The sequence below is a fragment of the Flavobacterium sp. 1355 genome, assembly GCF_017833415.1.
GTDB lineage: Bacteria > Bacteroidota > Bacteroidia > Flavobacteriales > Flavobacteriaceae > Flavobacterium.
Window position 1 is genome coordinate 1 of the sequence record NZ_JAFICC010000013.1, and the last position, 18,337, is coordinate 18,337.

General features: G+C 33.9%; 11 protein-coding genes. 8 read left to right on the forward strand and 3 right to left on the reverse strand.

Annotation, left to right across the window (positions count from 1 at the left end; genetic code table 11):
* Positions 1 to 98: 98 nt before the first annotated feature.
* Positions 99 to 1,970 carry an alpha-amylase family glycosyl hydrolase gene (locus tag JOD96_RS16880; protein WP_209565405.1) on the reverse strand — a complete coding sequence of 624 codons (1,872 nt, stop codon included), beginning with the start codon at positions 1,968 to 1,970 and terminating at the stop codon, positions 99 to 101.
* A gap of 346 nt (positions 1,971 to 2,316) precedes the next feature.
* On the opposite strand from JOD96_RS16880, the gene JOD96_RS16885 reads away from it, so the two are divergent.
* The 7 genes from JOD96_RS16885 (at position 2,317) to JOD96_RS16915 (ending at position 11,471) form a co-directional block, all read left to right on the forward strand.
* Positions 2,317 to 3,999 carry an OstA-like protein gene (locus tag JOD96_RS16885; RefSeq protein ID WP_410744291.1) on the forward strand — a complete coding sequence of 561 codons (1,683 nt, stop codon included), beginning with the start codon at positions 2,317 to 2,319 and terminating at the stop codon, positions 3,997 to 3,999.
* Between the two features lie 122 nt (positions 4,000 to 4,121).
* Positions 4,122 to 5,318 (forward strand): aspartate aminotransferase family protein, encoded by a 1,197-nt coding sequence (locus JOD96_RS16890; protein ID WP_209565406.1) that lies wholly within the window; start codon positions 4,122 to 4,124, stop codon positions 5,316 to 5,318.
* A gap of 208 nt (positions 5,319 to 5,526) precedes the next feature.
* Positions 5,527 to 6,921, forward strand: coding sequence for a tetratricopeptide repeat protein (locus JOD96_RS16895; protein WP_209565407.1), 1,395 nt, complete (start codon positions 5,527 to 5,529; stop codon positions 6,919 to 6,921).
* A gap of 2 nt (positions 6,922 to 6,923) precedes the next feature.
* Positions 6,924 to 7,673 (forward strand): shikimate dehydrogenase family protein, encoded by a 750-nt coding sequence (locus tag JOD96_RS16900; RefSeq protein ID WP_209565408.1) that lies wholly within the window; start codon positions 6,924 to 6,926, stop codon positions 7,671 to 7,673.
* Positions 7,674 to 7,742: 69 nt separating this feature from the next.
* Positions 7,743 to 8,483 carry a lipid A phosphoethanolamine transferase gene (locus tag JOD96_RS16905; RefSeq protein ID WP_209565409.1) on the forward strand — a complete coding sequence of 247 codons (741 nt, stop codon included), beginning with the start codon at positions 7,743 to 7,745 and terminating at the stop codon, positions 8,481 to 8,483.
* 247 nt (positions 8,484 to 8,730) lie between these two features.
* Positions 8,731 to 10,719: a DUF349 domain-containing protein gene (locus tag JOD96_RS16910; protein ID WP_209565410.1), complete on the forward strand. Its 1,989-nt coding sequence runs from the start codon at positions 8,731 to 8,733 to the stop codon at positions 10,717 to 10,719.
* Between the two features lie 332 nt (positions 10,720 to 11,051).
* Positions 11,052 to 11,471 (forward strand): OsmC family protein, encoded by a 420-nt coding sequence (locus tag JOD96_RS16915; RefSeq protein ID WP_209565411.1) that lies wholly within the window; start codon positions 11,052 to 11,054, stop codon positions 11,469 to 11,471.
* 68 nt (positions 11,472 to 11,539) lie between these two features.
* On the opposite strand, the gene JOD96_RS16920 is transcribed toward JOD96_RS16915, so the two are convergent.
* A complete protein-coding gene (locus tag JOD96_RS16920; protein ID WP_209565412.1) occupies positions 11,540 to 12,808 on the reverse strand; it encodes a tetratricopeptide repeat protein in 1,269 nt (422 codons plus the stop codon).
* 44 nt (positions 12,809 to 12,852) lie between these two features.
* Positions 12,853 to 15,492: a DNA gyrase subunit A gene (gene gyrA / locus JOD96_RS16925; RefSeq protein WP_209565413.1), complete on the reverse strand. Its 2,640-nt coding sequence runs from the start codon at positions 15,490 to 15,492 to the stop codon at positions 12,853 to 12,855.
* A gap of 257 nt (positions 15,493 to 15,749) precedes the next feature.
* Between gyrA and JOD96_RS16930 the strand changes: the two genes are divergently transcribed.
* Positions 15,750 to 18,296 (forward strand): ATP-dependent Clp protease ATP-binding subunit, encoded by a 2,547-nt coding sequence (locus JOD96_RS16930; protein WP_209565414.1) that lies wholly within the window; start codon positions 15,750 to 15,752, stop codon positions 18,294 to 18,296.
* The last annotated feature ends 41 nt before the right edge of the window (positions 18,297 to 18,337 follow it).

An 18,337-nucleotide genomic window follows, 5' to 3' on the forward strand; every position in this document is an offset into this window, starting at 1 on the left:
TTATAAAAGAAAAACACCTGTAAAAAAAGTTCTTACAGGTGTTTAATTAAATATATTTGTCTAATAATCTGTATCGATTATTTAGGACTAGTCATCATTTATTTTACTTCATAAATAAAAGATTCTGAAGGCAGAATTTTGATATTAGCTGCTCCTTCGCCATTCTTTACGGTAAAGTATGTTTTATTCTTTGAGTACAACTGATCTAAAAGAACATATGAACCGTCTTTTAATTTCCATTTTGAAATAACATCTGCCGGAACTCTCAATTCAAATTCGCTTGTTTTATCTGAGGAGAAGTTAGCAACAATAATTAATTTTTGTTTTGCTGACCAGCGAACATAAGAATACAATGATTCATCATAACCCGAATTATTTTGACGGTTTACAGATTGAATTTCCTGAAAGCTTCCCATTAAAGCTGAGCTGTTTATTGAAAAATTCAATAATCGCTTGTAAAAATCACGCAAATTCTTTTCTGATTCTGAAAGTAGTCCTCCGTCAAATTTACCACCATTCATCCATCTCTGGTGATTAGGAACCCCGATGTAATCAAAAATTGAAGTTCTGGAACGTTTTCCAAAACCTGCATCCTCATTACCCGCCTCTCCTACTTCCTGTCCAAAATAAACCATTGTTGGCGATGTGCTAATTGTGGCAGAAACAACCATTAAAGGTTTTCCTCTTTCGGGAGTTCCTGCAAATTCAGGGCTTGCTAACCGCTGCTCATCATGATTATCTAAGAAATGTAACATATGATGCTCTATGTCTGACATTCCTTTTTGAATATCAGATAATCCATCAGGAGATGCTTTTCCGTGAATAATATCCTTTAGTTTATCATACGTTTCTACTTTATCATATAAATAATCCATTTTTCCTAAACGGATATAATTACGGTATTCATTAGGATTATAAACTTCGGCTAATAAAAAAGCGTTTGGATTTTTCATCTTGATAGCCGAATTCATATAGCTCCAAAATTCGTACGGAACCATTTCTGCCATATCATAGCGAAAGCCATCTACTCCTTTTGCTGTCCAGTATAAAGCAATCGATTTAAATTTTTTCCAGGAATCCGGAACATCTTTATCCTGCCAGTAAGCAAAATGTTCTTCATAGTTTTTTTGATCAAAACCCGCTGGCAGTTCTGGAAAATCTTTTGAACCATCAGGGCGTATCCCGTAATTTACTTTTACGGTTTCATACCAGTCATTTTGGTCCGGTTTCGCTTTTCTTGATCCGTTTCCTGTCCATTTTGCAGGATTTTCATCAAAAGAACCATCAATCAAAGGATTTTTTTCTCCGTTTAACGGAATATCCCCATCCGGAATCTGAAAGTGTTCATTCGGAATATAATAGAAATTATTATCTCTGCTGTATTCTACATTTACATTATCATCAGCTCCAAAATCCTTGACTCCGTCCGGATTGTTTTTTTCCTCGTATTTACGGGCAATATGATTTGGTACAATATCTATAATAACTTTTAAGCCAGCTTTGTGTGTTCGTGCAATCAAGGCTTCGAATTCCTGCAATCGATTTGCAGGATTTACAGCCAAATCCGGATTTACATTATAATAATCTTTTACTGCATACGGCGAGCCAGCTCTTCCTTTTATAACCTCAGGATCGTCATTTGAGATTCCGTATGCGGTATAATCACGGACGAGCGCATGATGCGGAACCCCTGTATACCAAATATAATTAACTCCTAAATCCTTAATTTCATTTAATGCCTTATCTGTAAAATCATTAAATTTTCCAACACCATTTTCTTCGATAGTACCCCATGGTTTATTAGTTGCATTTTTATTCCCAAACAGACGCGTAAAAACCTGATAAACTACAACTTTTTTATCTGTTGGAGTTTCTTCCTTTGCTGTATTCATTCTTAAATCTTTTGTTTTGCATGCCGAAAGCAGCATTGTTGCAGCTAATCCTGCAACAATAATTTTTTTATTTATCATATTCCTTTTTATAATCTGATCTTTTTGAATCTCAGAATTAAACTAAAGCACCTGAAATCATTTTCTAAATTTAGACTAATTTTTAAAGTTCAAATAATAATCACCTCAAATTGTCTCAAAACGTATTAGAAATGACTTACTACAACGTGAGAGTTCTGTGTTTTGTTAATAAATTAAAAAAAGGTACAGAGTTACAAAGGTTCAAAGTGACAAAGGTCTTTTGAAATCTTAATCAAAAACTTTTGAACCTTTGCCACTCTGTACCTCTTTACCTAAAAATATAAATTAATCCTAATATCAGTAAAGGTTGTAACCTTTTTCATAAATTTGACAAAAATTTAATCAATTGAAGAAATTACTCTTTTTCATAACTTATTGTTTGCTTCTTTTAAGTGTTCAGAGCATTTTTGCGCAAGCGCCAAAAAAAATCATTGTAGAGAATGCTGATTTTTCTGATGTCGATCAGGTAGCAATGCCAGATGCTCTTTTACTAACCGGAAATGTAAGGGTTAATCATGATGGTGTTGTACTAACTTGTAATAAAGCTTACTTTTTTCAAAAAGAAAATTATTTAAAAGCCTTTGGAAATGTACAATTAGTACAGGGTGATACATTGTATCTGAACAGTAAATATGCTGAATATAATGGAAACATGAAACAGGCTTTTGCTACAGGAAATGCGGTTATGACCTCTCCTGATGCAACTTTACAAACGGATACTATTAATTTTGATCGTAATGTTCAACAGGTTTTCTATAACACAAAAGGTACTATAGTCAATAAGGACAATACTTTGGTGAGTAAATCAGGAAGATATTATGTTACGGAGAAAAAATTTCGTTTTTTGACGGCAGTCGTGTTAACCAACCCTAAATATGTTATAAAATCCAATCATCTGGATTATTATAGCAATTCCGGGCATAGTTATTTATTTGGGCCTTCGACCATTACCAGTAAAACCAATTATATTTATACTGAAAAAGGGTTTTATGACACCAAGAAAAATCTGGCACACTTACTCAGAAAATCGTATATAAAATATGACGACCGGCGAATAGAAGGAGACAGTTTATATTATAACCGAAATACTGAATTTGCATCGGCTACCCGGAATGTAAAAATCACGGATTCTATAAATCGCGGGATTGTTAAAGGTCATTATGCTGAAGTTTTTAAACTTAAGGATTCGATGTTTGTAACCAAAAGGGCTGTCGCTGTTAATTTTGTAGACAATGATTCTGTTTACATTCACGGAAAAAAATTAATGGTAACAGGAAAAGAGGGCGAGCGAATTTTAAGAGCTTTTAATAATGTCCGTTTTTATAAAACTGATATGAGCGGAAAATGCGATTCGATACATTCAAACTCTAAAACTGCGTTGACAAAACTTATCGGAAATCCAATATTATGGAACGGAGAAAGTCAGATTACGGGTGATGTAATGCATTTGATCGGAGATAATACAACCCGAAAAATAGATTCCTTAAAAGTGCTTAATAACACCTTTATTGTCTCGAGGGATACGCTTGGTACAGGATTTAATCAGGTAAAAGGAATTAATTTATTTGGGAAATTCAGAGAAGGAAAACTGCACGATGTTGATGTCATAAAAAATACCGAAGTTATTTATTATATGCGGAATGACGCGAATGAACTTATTGGTATCAATAAAAATGTAAGCAGTAAAATCAATATGATTTTAGAAAATAATGCTATCGAAACTATTACCTTTTTTAATAAAGTTGACGGTGATATTTACCCCGAAGCAGATTTGCCCGAAAATGCCCGAAAATTAAGAGGCCTTGTATGGCGTGGTGATGAGCGAATAAAATCTAAAGATGATATTTTTACCGCAGAAGAAAATGAGCTTAATGATAAATTAATCAAAGAAGGAAAAGACGAAGATGCCAAAGAAAATGTTCCGTTGGAAATCAGGAAAGAAACTTTAGATTATGATAAAAAGAAAACAGCTCCTATAACAACATCTAAAACAGTTACAAAAGCAAAAGAGAAAGCCAAGAAGCAATAAATTCTTGGCAACTAAAAATCAATTGGTTAACATTCAGGTTTTCAGTTAATAAAACTTAACTTAATGCTAAAATTAAAACCTCAGAACCTTAGTACCTTTGCAACTTTGAACCTATAAAAGAAATGAATTCAGATTTTATAAAATACCAGGCACAAACATCTCCATATCCTTTAGGAATGGAAGTTTCGCACGCCATCGGTTCTTACATATACGACACAAACAATAAAAAATATTTAGACTTTGTTGCAGGAGTTTCAGCCTGTACATTAGGTCATCAGCATCCAAGAGTGAATCAGGCAATAAAGGATCAGTTAGACAAATATTCACATGTAATGGTGTATGGCGAATATTCTCAAAGTCCGGCTGTCGAATATTGCAAGTTACTGGCTTCTCTCCTGCCCGAATCATTAAACAAAACGTATTTGGTGAATTCCGGTACAGAAGCAATAGAAGGGGCCCTTAAACTAGCCAAAAGAACAACAGGCCGCAGTCAGCTTATTTCATGCCACAATGCTTATCACGGTAATACAATGGGATCAATGAGTGTTATGGGTTTTGAAGAAAGAAAACAGGCTTTTCGCCCTTTACTTCCTGATGTTGATTTTATCACTTTTAACAACGAAGAAGATTTACAAAAAATAACAACCAGAACAGCTGCAATTCTTTTAGAAACTATTCAGGGTGGTGCCGGATTTATTCAGCCACAGGATAATTTTCTCCAAAAAGTCCGTAAACGATGTGATGAAGTTGGCGCCATGATGATTGTAGATGAGATTCAGCCTGGATTTGGAAGGACAGGAAAACTTTTTGGATTCCAAAATTATGATGTAATTCCGGATATTGTGGTAATGGGAAAAGGTATGGGCGGCGGTATGCCAGTTGGTGCTTTTACCGCTTCGGCAGAAAAAATGGACCTTTTAACTGAAAATCCAAAGTTAGGACATATAACTACTTTTGGAGGACATCCTGTCATTGCGTCAGCTTGTTTGGCCACTTTGCAGGAATTAACTGAAACTAATTTGATGACTGAGGCATTAGAAAAGGAAAAACTCTTCAGATCGCTTTTGGTACATCCTTTGATACAGGAAGTAAGAGGAAAAGGATTAATGCTTGCCGCTATGACCGAAACCGCAGATATTACAAATCAGGTCATATTGAATTGTCAGGACAAAGGACTGATTTTATTCTGGCTGCTTTTTGAAGGCTGCGCTATAAGAATAACACCGCCTTTGACAATTTCTGATGAAGAAATAAGAGAAGGCTGTGCCATAATTTTAAGCGTTATGGATGATATAATGAACGAAGGTTTAAAAAATTAACTGAGCAGACAATTTGCTTCAAAAAAACAAGTACAGCAATTAACCCATAATCAATAATCTTTTAAAAATAAAAAGATTACAACTTAAAAAACAGCCAAAATCCTGTCTGTATTGTTAATTAAATTGTTCAAAACAATTAATTTGCGTTCCTCTCAACACTAATATGGTTGCCTAAATTTATAACAGGCTAATTTCAAATAAAAAAAGTATGCAATTAAGCAACGAAGAAGAAGATTATAACCTATCCCTATCCAAATTTGAGTCTATGTTAAAAACTAACAAAGTGCTCTTTTTTGATTCTGAAGAATTTGAAGAAATTATTCTTCATTATTTAGACATAGGTAAGGCTAATTTAGCAAAAAAGGCCTTAAAACTTGCATTAGACCAACATCCAAAATCTACAGGCTTAAAATTAGTACAAGTAGAAATGCTGGTTTATGATGAAAAACTCGAATTGGCTGAAAAGCTTTTGAATGAGTTATACGCAATCGAACCTAATAACGAGGAAATTTATATCCAGAAAGCCAATATCTGTTCTAAAAGAGATCAACACGAAAAAGCAGTCGAATTACTTAAAATTGCCCTGCAATATACTGACGACTATGCTGACGTTTACAACTTAATTGGAATGGAATATCTTTTTATGGATAACCTTGAGTTGGCAAAAGAAAGTTTTATCAAGTGCCTTGAGGAAGATTTAGAAGATCAGTCTGCTTTGTATAACGTAGTTTATTGTTTTGAATTTTTAGATCAAAATCAGGAAGCCATTGTTTATCTTAACGATTATATCAATAAAAACCCTTATAGTGAAATTGCCTGGCATCAATTAGGGCGCCTTCATTATGGTGTAAAAGAATATGAAAATGCAATTCGCGCTTTTGATTATGCAACATTAATCGATGATGAATTTTTGGGCGCGTTTATGGAAAAAGCAAAAGCGTATGAACGCTTGAAAAAATATAATAAAGCGATCGAAAGCTATAACCGTACCATCGAATTAGACGATGCAACCTCGTATGCTCTATTGCGTATTGGTAAGTGTTATGAAAAGCTGGGTAATTCTGCAAAAGCATTACAATACTACAATCAGACTGTACACGAAGATCCTCTTTTAGATAAAGGCTGGATTGCCATTACAGATTTTCATGTTCGTCAAAAAAACTTTCAAAAAGCATTGTTTTTTGTCAATAAAGCATTGGCAATCGACAATCAGAATCGTTTGTACTGGAAACGTTATGCAACGATAAACAAGCAAATGAATTTCTTTGAAGAGGCAGAATTCGGATATAGAAAAGCAGTAGAATTTGGAGATTATGCGTTAGATACATGGTTGTTCTGGGTTGATATACTTCAGTTTTTAGGAGAATTTGAAAGTGCTATTCAAACTTTATTACAAGCATCAGAATATTTCCCGGAAGAAAACGAAATTGAATATCGCTTAGCCGGATTATATTTTATGATTCAGGATACGACCAAAGCAAAATTTCACTTGAGCAACGGATTACGTCTGAACTTTGACAATTATATATTAATTGAAGATCTTTTTCCGGTTGTATGGGCAAAAAAAATGGTTAAAAATTATATTGAAAAACATAGAAAGTAATAATGATTGATACTTTAAAAAGACGTTTTGGCTTGTTAGGACGTAATATTAGTTACTCTTTTTCTAAGGGATATTTTACTGAAAAATTTAATGATGAAGTATTTACTGGCAACAGTTACGAAAATTTCGATATTTCTGATATTAATGATTTTACAGAGTTAGTTGCAAATAATCCTGAATTAAAAGGTTTAAATGTTACGATTCCCTACAAGGAACAAGTTATTCCGTTTTTGGATAAACTTTCAAAAAAAGCGACTTTAATTGGTGCAGTCAATACAATAAAATTTACCAAAAAAGGAAAACTAAAAGGTTACAATACCGATTATTATGGCTTTAAGAAATCATTAGAACCTTTATTACAGCCACATCACAAAAAAGCACTCATTTTGGGCACTGGCGGTGCTTCAAAAGGAGTTGCCTTTGCTCTTGATGAGCTAAGTATTCCCTACACTTTTGTTTCGAGAGAAGCAAAGGAAAACATTATTGATTATGATTTAATAAATGCAACTACTTTTGACAATTTTCAGATCATAATCAATTGTACCCCAGTCGGTACAAGCCCCAACATTACAGCATGTCCTAATCTTCCTTATGAGTTTTTTACTGAAAAACACATTGCTTATGATCTAATTTATAATCCGGAAGAAACTCAGTTTTTGAAAAATGCAAAGGAACATGGAGCAGTTATAAAGAATGGTTATGATATGTTAATTTTCCAGGCTGAAAAAGCATGGAAAATATGGAACAAATAATTAAGCACCTGAAAAACAACTGTTAAGCTATTTTTTTTGTATTTTTATACCACTAATTAGCAGGTGGTTATGAAAAAACAAGTAATTTTCATTTCGCTTTTAATTTCAATTGCAACAAATGCTCAGGGGACAATTGAGTCCAATAGTCCTTACTCTGCTCTACGATATCATTATTTTGTAAACACACTTTTGTTTTTTAATGAATATCTGGATACCGATACTGGTTCGTATAATACTACACAAATGCGGCTGTTGGTACCGATCGGAAGCAAGGCATGGAATTTACGGTTTGATTTACCATTAATTTCTGCCAATACTAATTCTGATAATAAAACCGGACTTGGCGATGTCGGTGCAGGAATCAGCTATATTCCCTATAGAGAAATAAATAATGCTTTTGCATTTAGAATAAAAGTATCCGCTAATTCTGCAGTTGATCCAAATCTCGGATCTGGGAAATGGGTCATAATGCCCGCTGTTTTCTTTTCTTCTTATTTAAAAGAAAAAAAATTACTCTGGCTCACCTCTATAGAATATCAGGCAAGTTTTGCCGGTTCCTCCCAGCGAAGTGATGTAAGTGTAATTGTCGGTGAAAATACATTATTGTACTTTTTTGGAAAAAATTGGATTTCCGGTGATGTTGCTTTTAGATACAATACTGTCTTAGAAGGGTTTCAAAACAATGCTTTTTTAGAATTTGGACGAAAGATCACACCTGATAATCTTATCTATATTCATCCCAGCGTAGCTTTTGGAGGAAAAAAATCATATAATTACGGAATTGAAGCTGGAATACTTATCCTGTTCTGATTTATGATTTACTATTATATGCCTCTCTTAATTAATAGATTAATATGATTTTTCTAAAAACAATACTAAATCCTGATTTAAATTTATTTCAATAAAACCATAAATAAACATTTAACCTGAGTCAAAATTACAGCAAAGGATATGAATTTCATCTTAAAATAGCGCATAAATAAATGATTTATTTTGTATTTAGAAACTCCTTTAGTATCTTTCGCTCTGTTTAAATAAAAACCTTACACATTTTAAAATGTTAGAAGAAAAGAATGACAACCTGCAGGAAGCAGACGGAAAATTAGAAATCGAAATTAATAATTCGAGTCAAGAGAATGTTATTGAAGAATCGAATTCTGTAGCGACAGCAGAAAGTTTAGTTTCAAATGATGAAAGTGAACAGGAAAATCTTCCTGCTCAGGAAGCTGATCATCAGGAAGCTTTGGATGCGATAACCAATTCGAATGCTGAAGAAAGTGAAGATGAAACGCTAAAAGAGCGCCATGACATTCCTATGCAGGATTATGATACTTTTTCTTTAGATGCGCTTGTTGATGAATTAAAAAAACTTATAAGCACAGATAAGGTAATGTCTGTAAAAGGGCATATTGAAGAAATTAAAAAATCATTTTTACTACAATACAATCATCTTATAGAGGAAAAAAGAGAAGAATTCAATGCTTCTAATCAGGACCCAAATGAAGAATTTGAATATCATTCTCCTTTAAAATCAAAATTTGATGAATATTATAATGTTTTCAGAGAAAAAAGGAATGAACACTTTAAACATCTGCAAACCAATTTAAAATCTAATTTAGAAGTTCGGCTTGCCATTGTCGAAGAGCTAAAAGAACTTATAAATCCGCAGGAAAACATTAAAGATACTCTTAAACATTTTAATGAATTAAGAGAAAGATGGAAAAATGCAGGTTCTATTCCAAAAGACAAATACAATCATGTTTGGAATAACTATCATTTTCATGTAGAGAATTTCTATGATTATCTGCATTTAGACCGTGAAGCAAGGGATTTAGATTTTAAATACAATCTTGAACAAAAGCAAAAAATCATTACTCGTGTTGAAGAACTGGTAAATGAAACTGATATCAGTAAAGCTTTTAGAGAACTTCAGGATTTACACCGAATCTGGAAAGAAGATATTGGACCGGTTTCTAAAGAACATCGCGATACTATCTGGAATAAATTTAGCGAACTGACTAAAAAAATCCATGATAAAAGAGAAGTGCTGTTTGAAAGCCAAAGAGTTAATGAGCATGAAAATCTAAAAGCAAAAAAAGAAATAATTGCCAAACTTGAAGTTCTTGGAACCGAGAAAGTGAACTCTCACTCTCAATGGCTTGTACAAATAGAAAAAGTTGAAGCATTACGAAATGAGTTTTTTGCGGCAGGAAAAGTTCCTTCTGATGTAAATGAAGAAACCTGGGCTGCCTTTAAAACTGCTGTAAGAAACTTTAATTCATTTAAAAATTCGTTTTATAAAGACATTAAAAAGGATCAGAACGATAATTTAAATAAAAAAATGGCATTGGTTGCCAAGGCAAAAGAATTACAGGAAAGTACAGATTTTGGTTCTACTACTCCAATTATGAAGCAAATTCAGGAGGAATGGAAACAAATTGGTCATGTACCTAAAAAATATTCTGATAAAATCTGGAAAGAATTTAAAGATGCATGCAACCATTACTTTGATAAGCTAAAAGAACATAAATCTGAGGAGAATGTCGAGGAAGTAGCTTCTTTTGACAACAAAAAAGCATACTTAGAAACCTTAAGAGCGTTTCAGCTTACCGGCGATCACAAAACAGATTTAGATGCTATAAAAGCACATATCGAAACCTGGAAAGGTTTTGGAAAAGTTCCGTTTGCAAGACGTCACATCGAAGGTAAATTCAATAAAATACTGGATGCCCTTTTTGAAAAGTTAAGTCTTAGTAAAAAAGAAACTGAAATGATGCGTTTTTCTAACCGAATAGATTCTTTGTCTGATAGTAATGATACACGCAAATTAGATAATGAAAAAATATTCCTGATGCGTAAAATTGAGGAAGTTCAAAATGAAATCTTCCAGTTAGAAAACAATATTCAGTTTTTTACCAATACCAAAAACGCTAAAAAAGAGAATTCTATAGTTCTTGAAGTTCGCAAAAATATTGCAATTCACAAGGAAAGTCTTGAGGTTTGGAAGGATAAATTAAGACAATTGAGAAACTTAGGTCAGGAATAAGTTGATTCATAATTTTGGCCAATAATTGTCAGGTTGAGCGGAGTCGAAACCCACGAAACGTTAGCCGAAACATTAAATACAAAAGCTGTAATGGAAAATTTTCATTACAGCTTTTATATTTAGTAACATATTTTAATCAAAGACAACGGAATTTTGTTTGGAATATTTTCCAATAGCAACGGGCTTCGACTCCGCTCAGCATGACGAATCTGAACTGTAGATAAGGCTATAAACCCCCAAACTTAACATTGTAACAAAATTCTATAAAACTATTCTGCAAAATATTGATTATATTTGAGTATCAAAAGGTTATAAACTTAATATCTTAGAATATGAAATTTACTAGAAAAGCAAATGCCAACTGGAAAGGAACCGGTATGGAAGGTACAGGAAAAATCAGCACACAAAGTACCACTTTAGACAATGCGCAATTATCATTTAAAACAAGATTTGCTGACGGCGTAGGAACCAATCCTGAAGAATTAGTTGCTGCAGCTCACTCAGGCTGTTTTACGATGCAATTAAGTTTTTTACTAAATGAAGGAGGCTTTACTGCAGATGATTTAACCACAGAAGCTACAGTTACATTTGAAGACGGAACGATAACTTTGATACATTTAGATTTAAAAGGAAAAGTACCTTCAATTTCTGCAGAAGAATTTGAGAAGACAGCAGCAAAAGCAAAAGAAATCTGTCCGATCTCTAAATTATTAAATACAACTATTACCTTATCTGCTACTTTATTAAGCTAAATAAAATTATAAGGCATAAAAAAAACCAAGACTAATTAGCCTTGGTTTTTTTATGCTTTATTTTCAGATTACATTCTTGCTTTTAACTCTTTAGCCTCAGCAGTCATCTCTAGTGCTTTATAAACACCTAATAACGTTTTAGAAACATCTTCGTTTTTAGGATCAAGTTCGTTAGCCTTTTTAAGATAAGGAATCACTCCTTTAAATACATTTTCTCTCTGAGCTTTCAAAACATCATAACGTTTCATGTCTTTTGCAGAAGTACCCAATTTGTTCATTTCATCAATGATTGGTTTTTCAGCTTCTAACTTTAATGCAGCAAGGTTTAAGTATGCATTTGTATAATTAGGATTGATTTCGATAGCTTTTAAATAATATTTTTCAGCATCTGCATTGTTTTTTGAGTTAGCACTAATTACTCCTAAATTAAATACTAAATCAGCATTGTTTGGGTCTTTTTGTAAAGCCTCACCAACTAATTTTTTGTATGTTTCAAAATCTTTAGATTCAAGGTATAAATTTGCCTCTGAAAGAATCAAAGAAGAATCTTCCGGATTAGTTTTACGTGCATCTGCGATAGCTTTTTTAGCATCTTCTATACGGCCTTTCTGAACTAAAATCAAAGCAAGATTTTTATAGATCTCACCTCTTTTAGAAGGAATAGCTTCTGTTTTTGGTTTTTCGTGAGTTCCTAATTTGACAGCCAAATCTCTTTCTTTAGCATTATTAAAACCGTCTTCATTTTGAGTAGCCTTGTTAATAGCTGTGTAGCTAGTACCTTTTCCTGAGTAGTTAAGTTTTTTTAACTCTTCATACATAGGAAGTGCAGTATCATAATCCTGAGCATTTACTGCAGTAGAAGCTGCATAATACAAGTTAATTGTATCATTTTTATCCAATGTATAAGCATCATACAACTTTTTAGCTCCTTCAGAATGTTTGTTTGCCTGTGTATCTGCAATTGCTGAGTTAATCAGCTTTCCTTTAATATCTGTAATTGAAGTAGCAGCCTGAGTGGAATATTTTTGTTTTCCTGATGTTTTTTCAACTTCAATTAATTTTTTATAGCTTTCTGCAGCAAGTGACAGATTTTTGCTTTCATCTACTTTTTTAGTAGCCAAATCCAAATAAGCATTTCCCTGAACAAAATAATATTGAGCTTGTTCTGTATCTTTTGCATTTACAATAAGATTCTCTGCATCTTTTAATTGTGAAATTGCACCCTGAGCATCTCCGCTTTTTAATGCTTTTTCAGCACCTTTAATTTGATCTTTCTGAGCAAAAGTAGCTACTGAAATCAAGAATGCTGATGCTAGTATTACATATTTACTTTTCATAATATTCAATTTGTATTTAATTTTAATTATAGTGGTTTTTATTCTTATTCTTCAGATTCTTCTTCAGAATCGTTTTCGTCTTCTTCCGGAACATCATCAGCATCATCGTCGTCATCTTCGACTACACCATCATCTTCAAGAACTTCCAAATCTGGTTTTATTCTTTCAATGGCAGATTCAATAACATTACCATCTTCATCAACAACAACTTCTTCTGCTTCGTCTTTCATTACTTTAGTAACTGCAGCGATAGAATCTTTTCCTTTCAGGTTAATTAATCTTACACCCTGAGTAGCACGACCCATTACACGAAGATCTTCAATTGCCATTCTGATTGTTAATCCTGATTTATTGATAATCATTAAATCGTCAGAATCTGTTACAGCATTAATCGAGATTAATTTTCCTGTTTTTTCCGTGATATTAAGTGTTTTTACACCTTTTCCTCCACGGTTTGTAATTCTGTAAACATCTTCTCCATCGTCATCTACCAATTTAGTACGTTTACCGTAACCATTTTCAGTAACTACCAAAATCTGAGAATCTGTAACATCATTTTTACCTACAGTAACCATACCAATTACTTCATCAGTATCATCTTTTAAGGTAATTCCACGCACTCCTGAAGCTGTTCTTCCCATCGGACGTGTTTTTGTTTCCTCAAAACGAACTAATTTACCAGATTTAACTGCCAGAATAATTTGGCTTTCCCCATCAGTTAATTTTGCTTCCAGTAATTCATCCCCTTCTTTAATTGTAATAGCAGCAACACCATTTACACGAGGCTTAGAATATTTCTCTAAAGAAGTTTTCTTAACCTGGCCTTGTTTGGTTACCATAACAAGATTATGGCTGTTGATGTAATCTTTGTCTTTTAAGTCTTGTGTACAAATGAAAGCTTTTACCTTATCATCACTTTCAATGTTCACCAGGTTTTGGATTGCTCTGCCTTTTGCTGTTTTACTTCCTTCCGGAATTTCATAAACACGCATCCAGAAACATTTTCCTTTTTGTGTAAAGAACATCATATATTGATGGTTGGTTGCAACGAACATGTGCTCAAGGAAATCCTGATCTCTTGTTCCTGCACTTTTTTGTCCAACTCCTCCTCTGTTTTGCGTTTTGTATTCTGTTAGGTTTGTACGTTTGATATAACCAGCGTGCGAAATTGTAATAACTACATTTTCATCAGCAATTAAATCTTCGATACTTACATCTCCACCAGAATATTCAATTTGAGAACGACGGGCATCTCCGTATTTTTCACGGATTTCTTCCAGTTCTTCCTTAATTAAAGCTGTTCTTAAATCAACATCTGCCAATAAAGCTTTTAAGTGCTCAATTAACTTCATTAATTCTTCAAACTCAGCTCTTAACTTATCCTGTTCCAGACCTGTTAACTGACGCAGACGCATCTCAACAATAGCACGAGCCTGAATGTCTGATAATTTGAATCTTTCGATTAATTTTTCACGAGCTTCTTCGGTATTCTTAGAACCTCTTATTATAGCGATTACTTCATCAATATTATCAGATGCAATAATTAACCCTTCTAAAATATGAGCTCTTTCTTCTGCCTTGCGCAATTCAAACTGCGTTCTGCGAACAACAACATCATGACGGTGCTCAATAAAATAGTGAATCATATCTTTTAGATTCAGCATTTGTGGGCGGCCTTTTACCAATGCAATATTATTTACACTGAAAGAAGATTGTAATGAAGTGAATTTATATAAGGTATTCAACACTACGTTTGGTGTAGCATCACGTTTCAGGATATAAACGATACGCATACCGTTTCTGTCCGACTCGTCACGAATATTGGCAATGCCTTCAATTTTTTTATCGTTAACTAAATCCGCCGTACGTTTGATCATTTCGGCTTTGTTAACCTGATACGGAATTTCAGTAACAATAATACATTCTCTTCCGTCAACTTCTTCAAAACCAACCTTAGCACGCATTACAATACGTCCTCTTCCGGTTTTAAAAGCTTCGCGAACGCCTTCATAACCATATATTACACCACCGGTTGGAAAATCGGGAGCTTTAATATGTGTCATTAATTCGTCAACTTCAATATCGTTATTATCTAAGTACGCTAAAGTACCATTGATAACTTCAGTTAAATTATGAGGAGGCATATTAGTTGCCATACCTACTGCAATACCTGTTGCTCCGTTCACTAACAAGGTAGGAACTCTTGTAGGCATTACTTTTGGTTCATATAAAGTATCGTCAAAGTTTAGTTGAAAATCAACTGTTTCTTTTTCGATATCTGCCATAATATCTTCTGAGATTTTACGCATTCTGGCCTCAGTATAACGCATTGCTGCCGGACTGTCACCATCGACAGAACCAAAGTTACCCTGACCATCAACTAATAAATATCTCATACTCCATTCCTGAGCCATACGCACCATTGCATCATAAACAGAGGTATCTCCGTGCGGGTGGTACTTACCCAGAACCTCTCCTACGATTCTTGCAGATTTTTTGTGGGCAGATCTTGATGTTACTCCTAAGTCATACATTCCGTAAAGAACTCTTCGATGCACTGGTTTCAAGCCATCTCTAACATCTGGAAGCGCTCTCGATACGATTACTGACATCGAATAATCGATGTAAGCTGATTTCATTTCATCTTCTATGTTAATAGGAATTAACTTTTCTCCTTCAGACATAAGTTGTTATGTTTAATAATTATATTAGTTTCAAAGCGTGCCAAGATACGTTTTTTTGAAATTTTTTCAGCTATTTACTTACACTTATTTCAATGATTTATTAACAACATTTTTTGGTCTTTTAGTTAATAAATTAAGCGTTTTTTAACGCTTTTATTGTTATTTTTTTTGTCTATTAGCTGTCAGGAGATATTGAAGGGTACGGTTTTTGTTTTTGAAACTGTAAATCATTAAATTTACTATATCAATTATATATTATGGATGATAATTTTTCACCAAGAGTAAAAGATGTTATTACCTACAGTAAAGAGGAAGCCTTACGTTTGGGCCACGACTTTATTGGTACTGAACATCTAATGTTGGGCATTTTAAGAGATGGTAACGGAAAAGCTATTCATATACTTAATAACCTGGCAGTCGATTTAGATCATTTGCGCAGAAAAGTAGAAATACTGAGTCCTGCTAATCTGGGCGTAGAAATAAATGCCGAAAAGAAAAACCTTCACCTTACCCGACAGGCCGAAAGAGCCCTGAAGACCACTTTTCTCGAAGCTAAAGTATTTCAAAGCTCATCAATTAGTACGGCGCACCTGCTATTATGTATCTTACGCAACGAAAACGATCCAACAACCAAGCTGTTGAATAAACTAAAAATAGATTATGACATAGCTAAAGAACAATATTTAAACATGACGCCAAACGAAGAAGAATTCTTAGAAAACTTGCCAAGAAACGAATCATACAACGATGATTCAGGACAAGATGACAGTCTTAAAGAGAGTAGTTTTAATAATCCCGCCAATAAGTCAAACAAAAAATCTAAAACTCCGGTGTTAGATAATTTTGGGAGAGATTTAACAGAAATGGCCGAGGAAGGAAAACTGGATCCTGTTGTAGGACGCGAAAAAGAAATTGAACGTGTTTCTCAAATTTTAAGCCGTAGAAAAAAGAACAACCCACTCCTTATCGGAGAACCTGGTGTTGGTAAATCTGCAATTGCAGAAGGATTGGCATTGCGCATAATCCAGAAAAAAGTATCACGTATTCTTTTCAACAAACGTGTGGTAACTTTAGATCTTGCCAGTTTAGTAGCAGGAACAAAATACCGCGGTCAGTTTGAAGAGAGAATGAAAGCTGTAATGAACGAGCTTGAAAAAAATGATGATATTATTTTATTTATTGACGAAATTCACACTATTGTAGGTGCTGGCGGAGCAACAGGTTCACTTGATGCTTCCAATATGTTCAAACCTGCTTTGGCAAGAGGCGAAATCCAATGTATTGGTGCAACAACTCTTGATGAATACAGACAATATATAGAGAAAGATGGTGCATTAGAAAGACGTTTCCAAAAAGTAATTGTTGAACCGACTTCTGTTGAAGAAACTATTGCGATTTTGAATAACGTAAAAGACAAATATGAAGATCACCATAATGTAACTTACACTCAGGAAGCAATTGAAGCGTGTGTTAAATTAACAAACAGATATATGTCTGAGCGTTTTTTACCGGACAAAGCTATCGATGCAATGGATGAAGCAGGGTCTCGTGTACACATTACCAATATTGATGTCCCAAAACAAATCTTAGATTTAGAGCGTCAGTTAGAAGAAGTTCGTGAGCTTAAAAATATGGTTGTTAAAAAACAAAAATATGAAGAAGCTGCCAAACTTCGCGATGATGAAAAACGCATTGAGAAAGATCTAGCTGTTGCTCAGGAACAATGGGAAGAAGATTCTAAAAACAACCGTATCGAAGTTACAGAAGATAATGTAGCTGATGTTGTTTCTATGATGACCGGAATACCAGTAAACAGAATTGCACAAACAGAAAGCAACAAACTGGCCAAATTACCTGAATTGATTCAGAATAAAGTAATCGGTCAAAATGAAGCTGTATTGAAAATTGCACGTTCTATACAACGCAACAGAGCCGGGCTTAAAGATCCTAACAAACCAATTGGTTCGTTTATTTTCTTAGGTCAGACCGGAGTTGGAAAAACACAATTGGCGAAAGTTTTAGCAAAAGAATTATTTGATTCTGAGGATGCATTAGTTCGTATCGACATGAGTGAATACATGGAGAAATTTGCAATCTCCCGTTTAGTTGGAGCGCCTCCGGGATATGTTGGTTATGAAGAAGGCGGTCAGCTGACAGAAAAAGTTCGCAGAAAACCATATTGTGTTGTGCTTTTAGACGAAATTGAAAAAGCGCATCCGGATGTATTCAACATGATGCTTCAGGTTTTGGATGATGGATATTTGACAGATAGTTTGGGTCGTAAAATTGATTTTAAAAACACTATCATTATCATGACTTCGAATGTTGGAGCCCGTCAGTTGAAAGACTTCGGACAAGGCGTAGGATTCGGAACTGCTGCAAAAGTAGCTCAGGCCGATGAGAACTCAAAAAGTATCATCGAAAATGCATTGAAGAAAACTTTTGCTCCAGAATTCCTAAACAGAATTGATGATGTAATTGTATTTAACAGTTTAGAAAAATCTGATATTGATTTAATTATCGAAATTGAACTTAAAAAACTATACTCTCGTATTGCTGAATTAGGTTACAACTTACGTCTTACTGATAGAGCTAAAGCTTTTATCGCAGAGAAAGGTTTTGACAGACAATTTGGAGCAAGACCTCTAAAAAGAGCAATTCAGAAATATGTTGAAGATTTGTTAGCCGAAGAAATTATCACTTCTAAAATTCATTCAGGTGACGAAATCTTAATGGACCTAAAAGACGATTCTCAGGAACTTTCAGTAGAAATACACAAAGCCGAAGAGCCGACAAATCAATAAATTACTTAAAATTTATAACAAAAATAAAGTACCCGTTACGT

Bases quoted from the DNA above. Each gene is read 5' to 3' on its own strand.
- JOD96_RS16905 (WP_209565409.1), top strand. From the start codon at position 7,743: ATGAAAAAACAAGTAATTTTCATTTCGCTTTTAATTTCAATTGCAACA.
- JOD96_RS16915 (WP_209565411.1), top strand. From the start codon at position 11,052: ATGAAATTTACTAGAAAAGCAAATGCCAACTGGAAAGGAACCGGTATG.
- JOD96_RS16890 (WP_209565406.1), top strand. From the start codon at position 4,122: ATGAATTCAGATTTTATAAAATACCAGGCACAAACATCTCCATATCCT.
- JOD96_RS16910 (WP_209565410.1), top strand. From the start codon at position 8,731: ATGTTAGAAGAAAAGAATGACAACCTGCAGGAAGCAGACGGAAAATTA.
- JOD96_RS16895 (WP_209565407.1), top strand. From the start codon at position 5,527: ATGCAATTAAGCAACGAAGAAGAAGATTATAACCTATCCCTATCCAAA.
- JOD96_RS16900 (WP_209565408.1), top strand. From the start codon at position 6,924: ATGATTGATACTTTAAAAAGACGTTTTGGCTTGTTAGGACGTAATATT.
- JOD96_RS16920 (WP_209565412.1), bottom strand. From the start codon at position 12,808: ATGAAAAGTAAATATGTAATACTAGCATCAGCATTCTTGATTTCAGTA.
- JOD96_RS16880 (WP_209565405.1), bottom strand. From the start codon at position 1,970: ATGATAAATAAAAAAATTATTGTTGCAGGATTAGCTGCAACAATGCTG.
- JOD96_RS16930 (WP_209565414.1), top strand. From the start codon at position 15,750: ATGGATGATAATTTTTCACCAAGAGTAAAAGATGTTATTACCTACAGT.
- gyrA (WP_209565413.1), bottom strand. From the start codon at position 15,492: ATGTCTGAAGGAGAAAAGTTAATTCCTATTAACATAGAAGATGAAATG.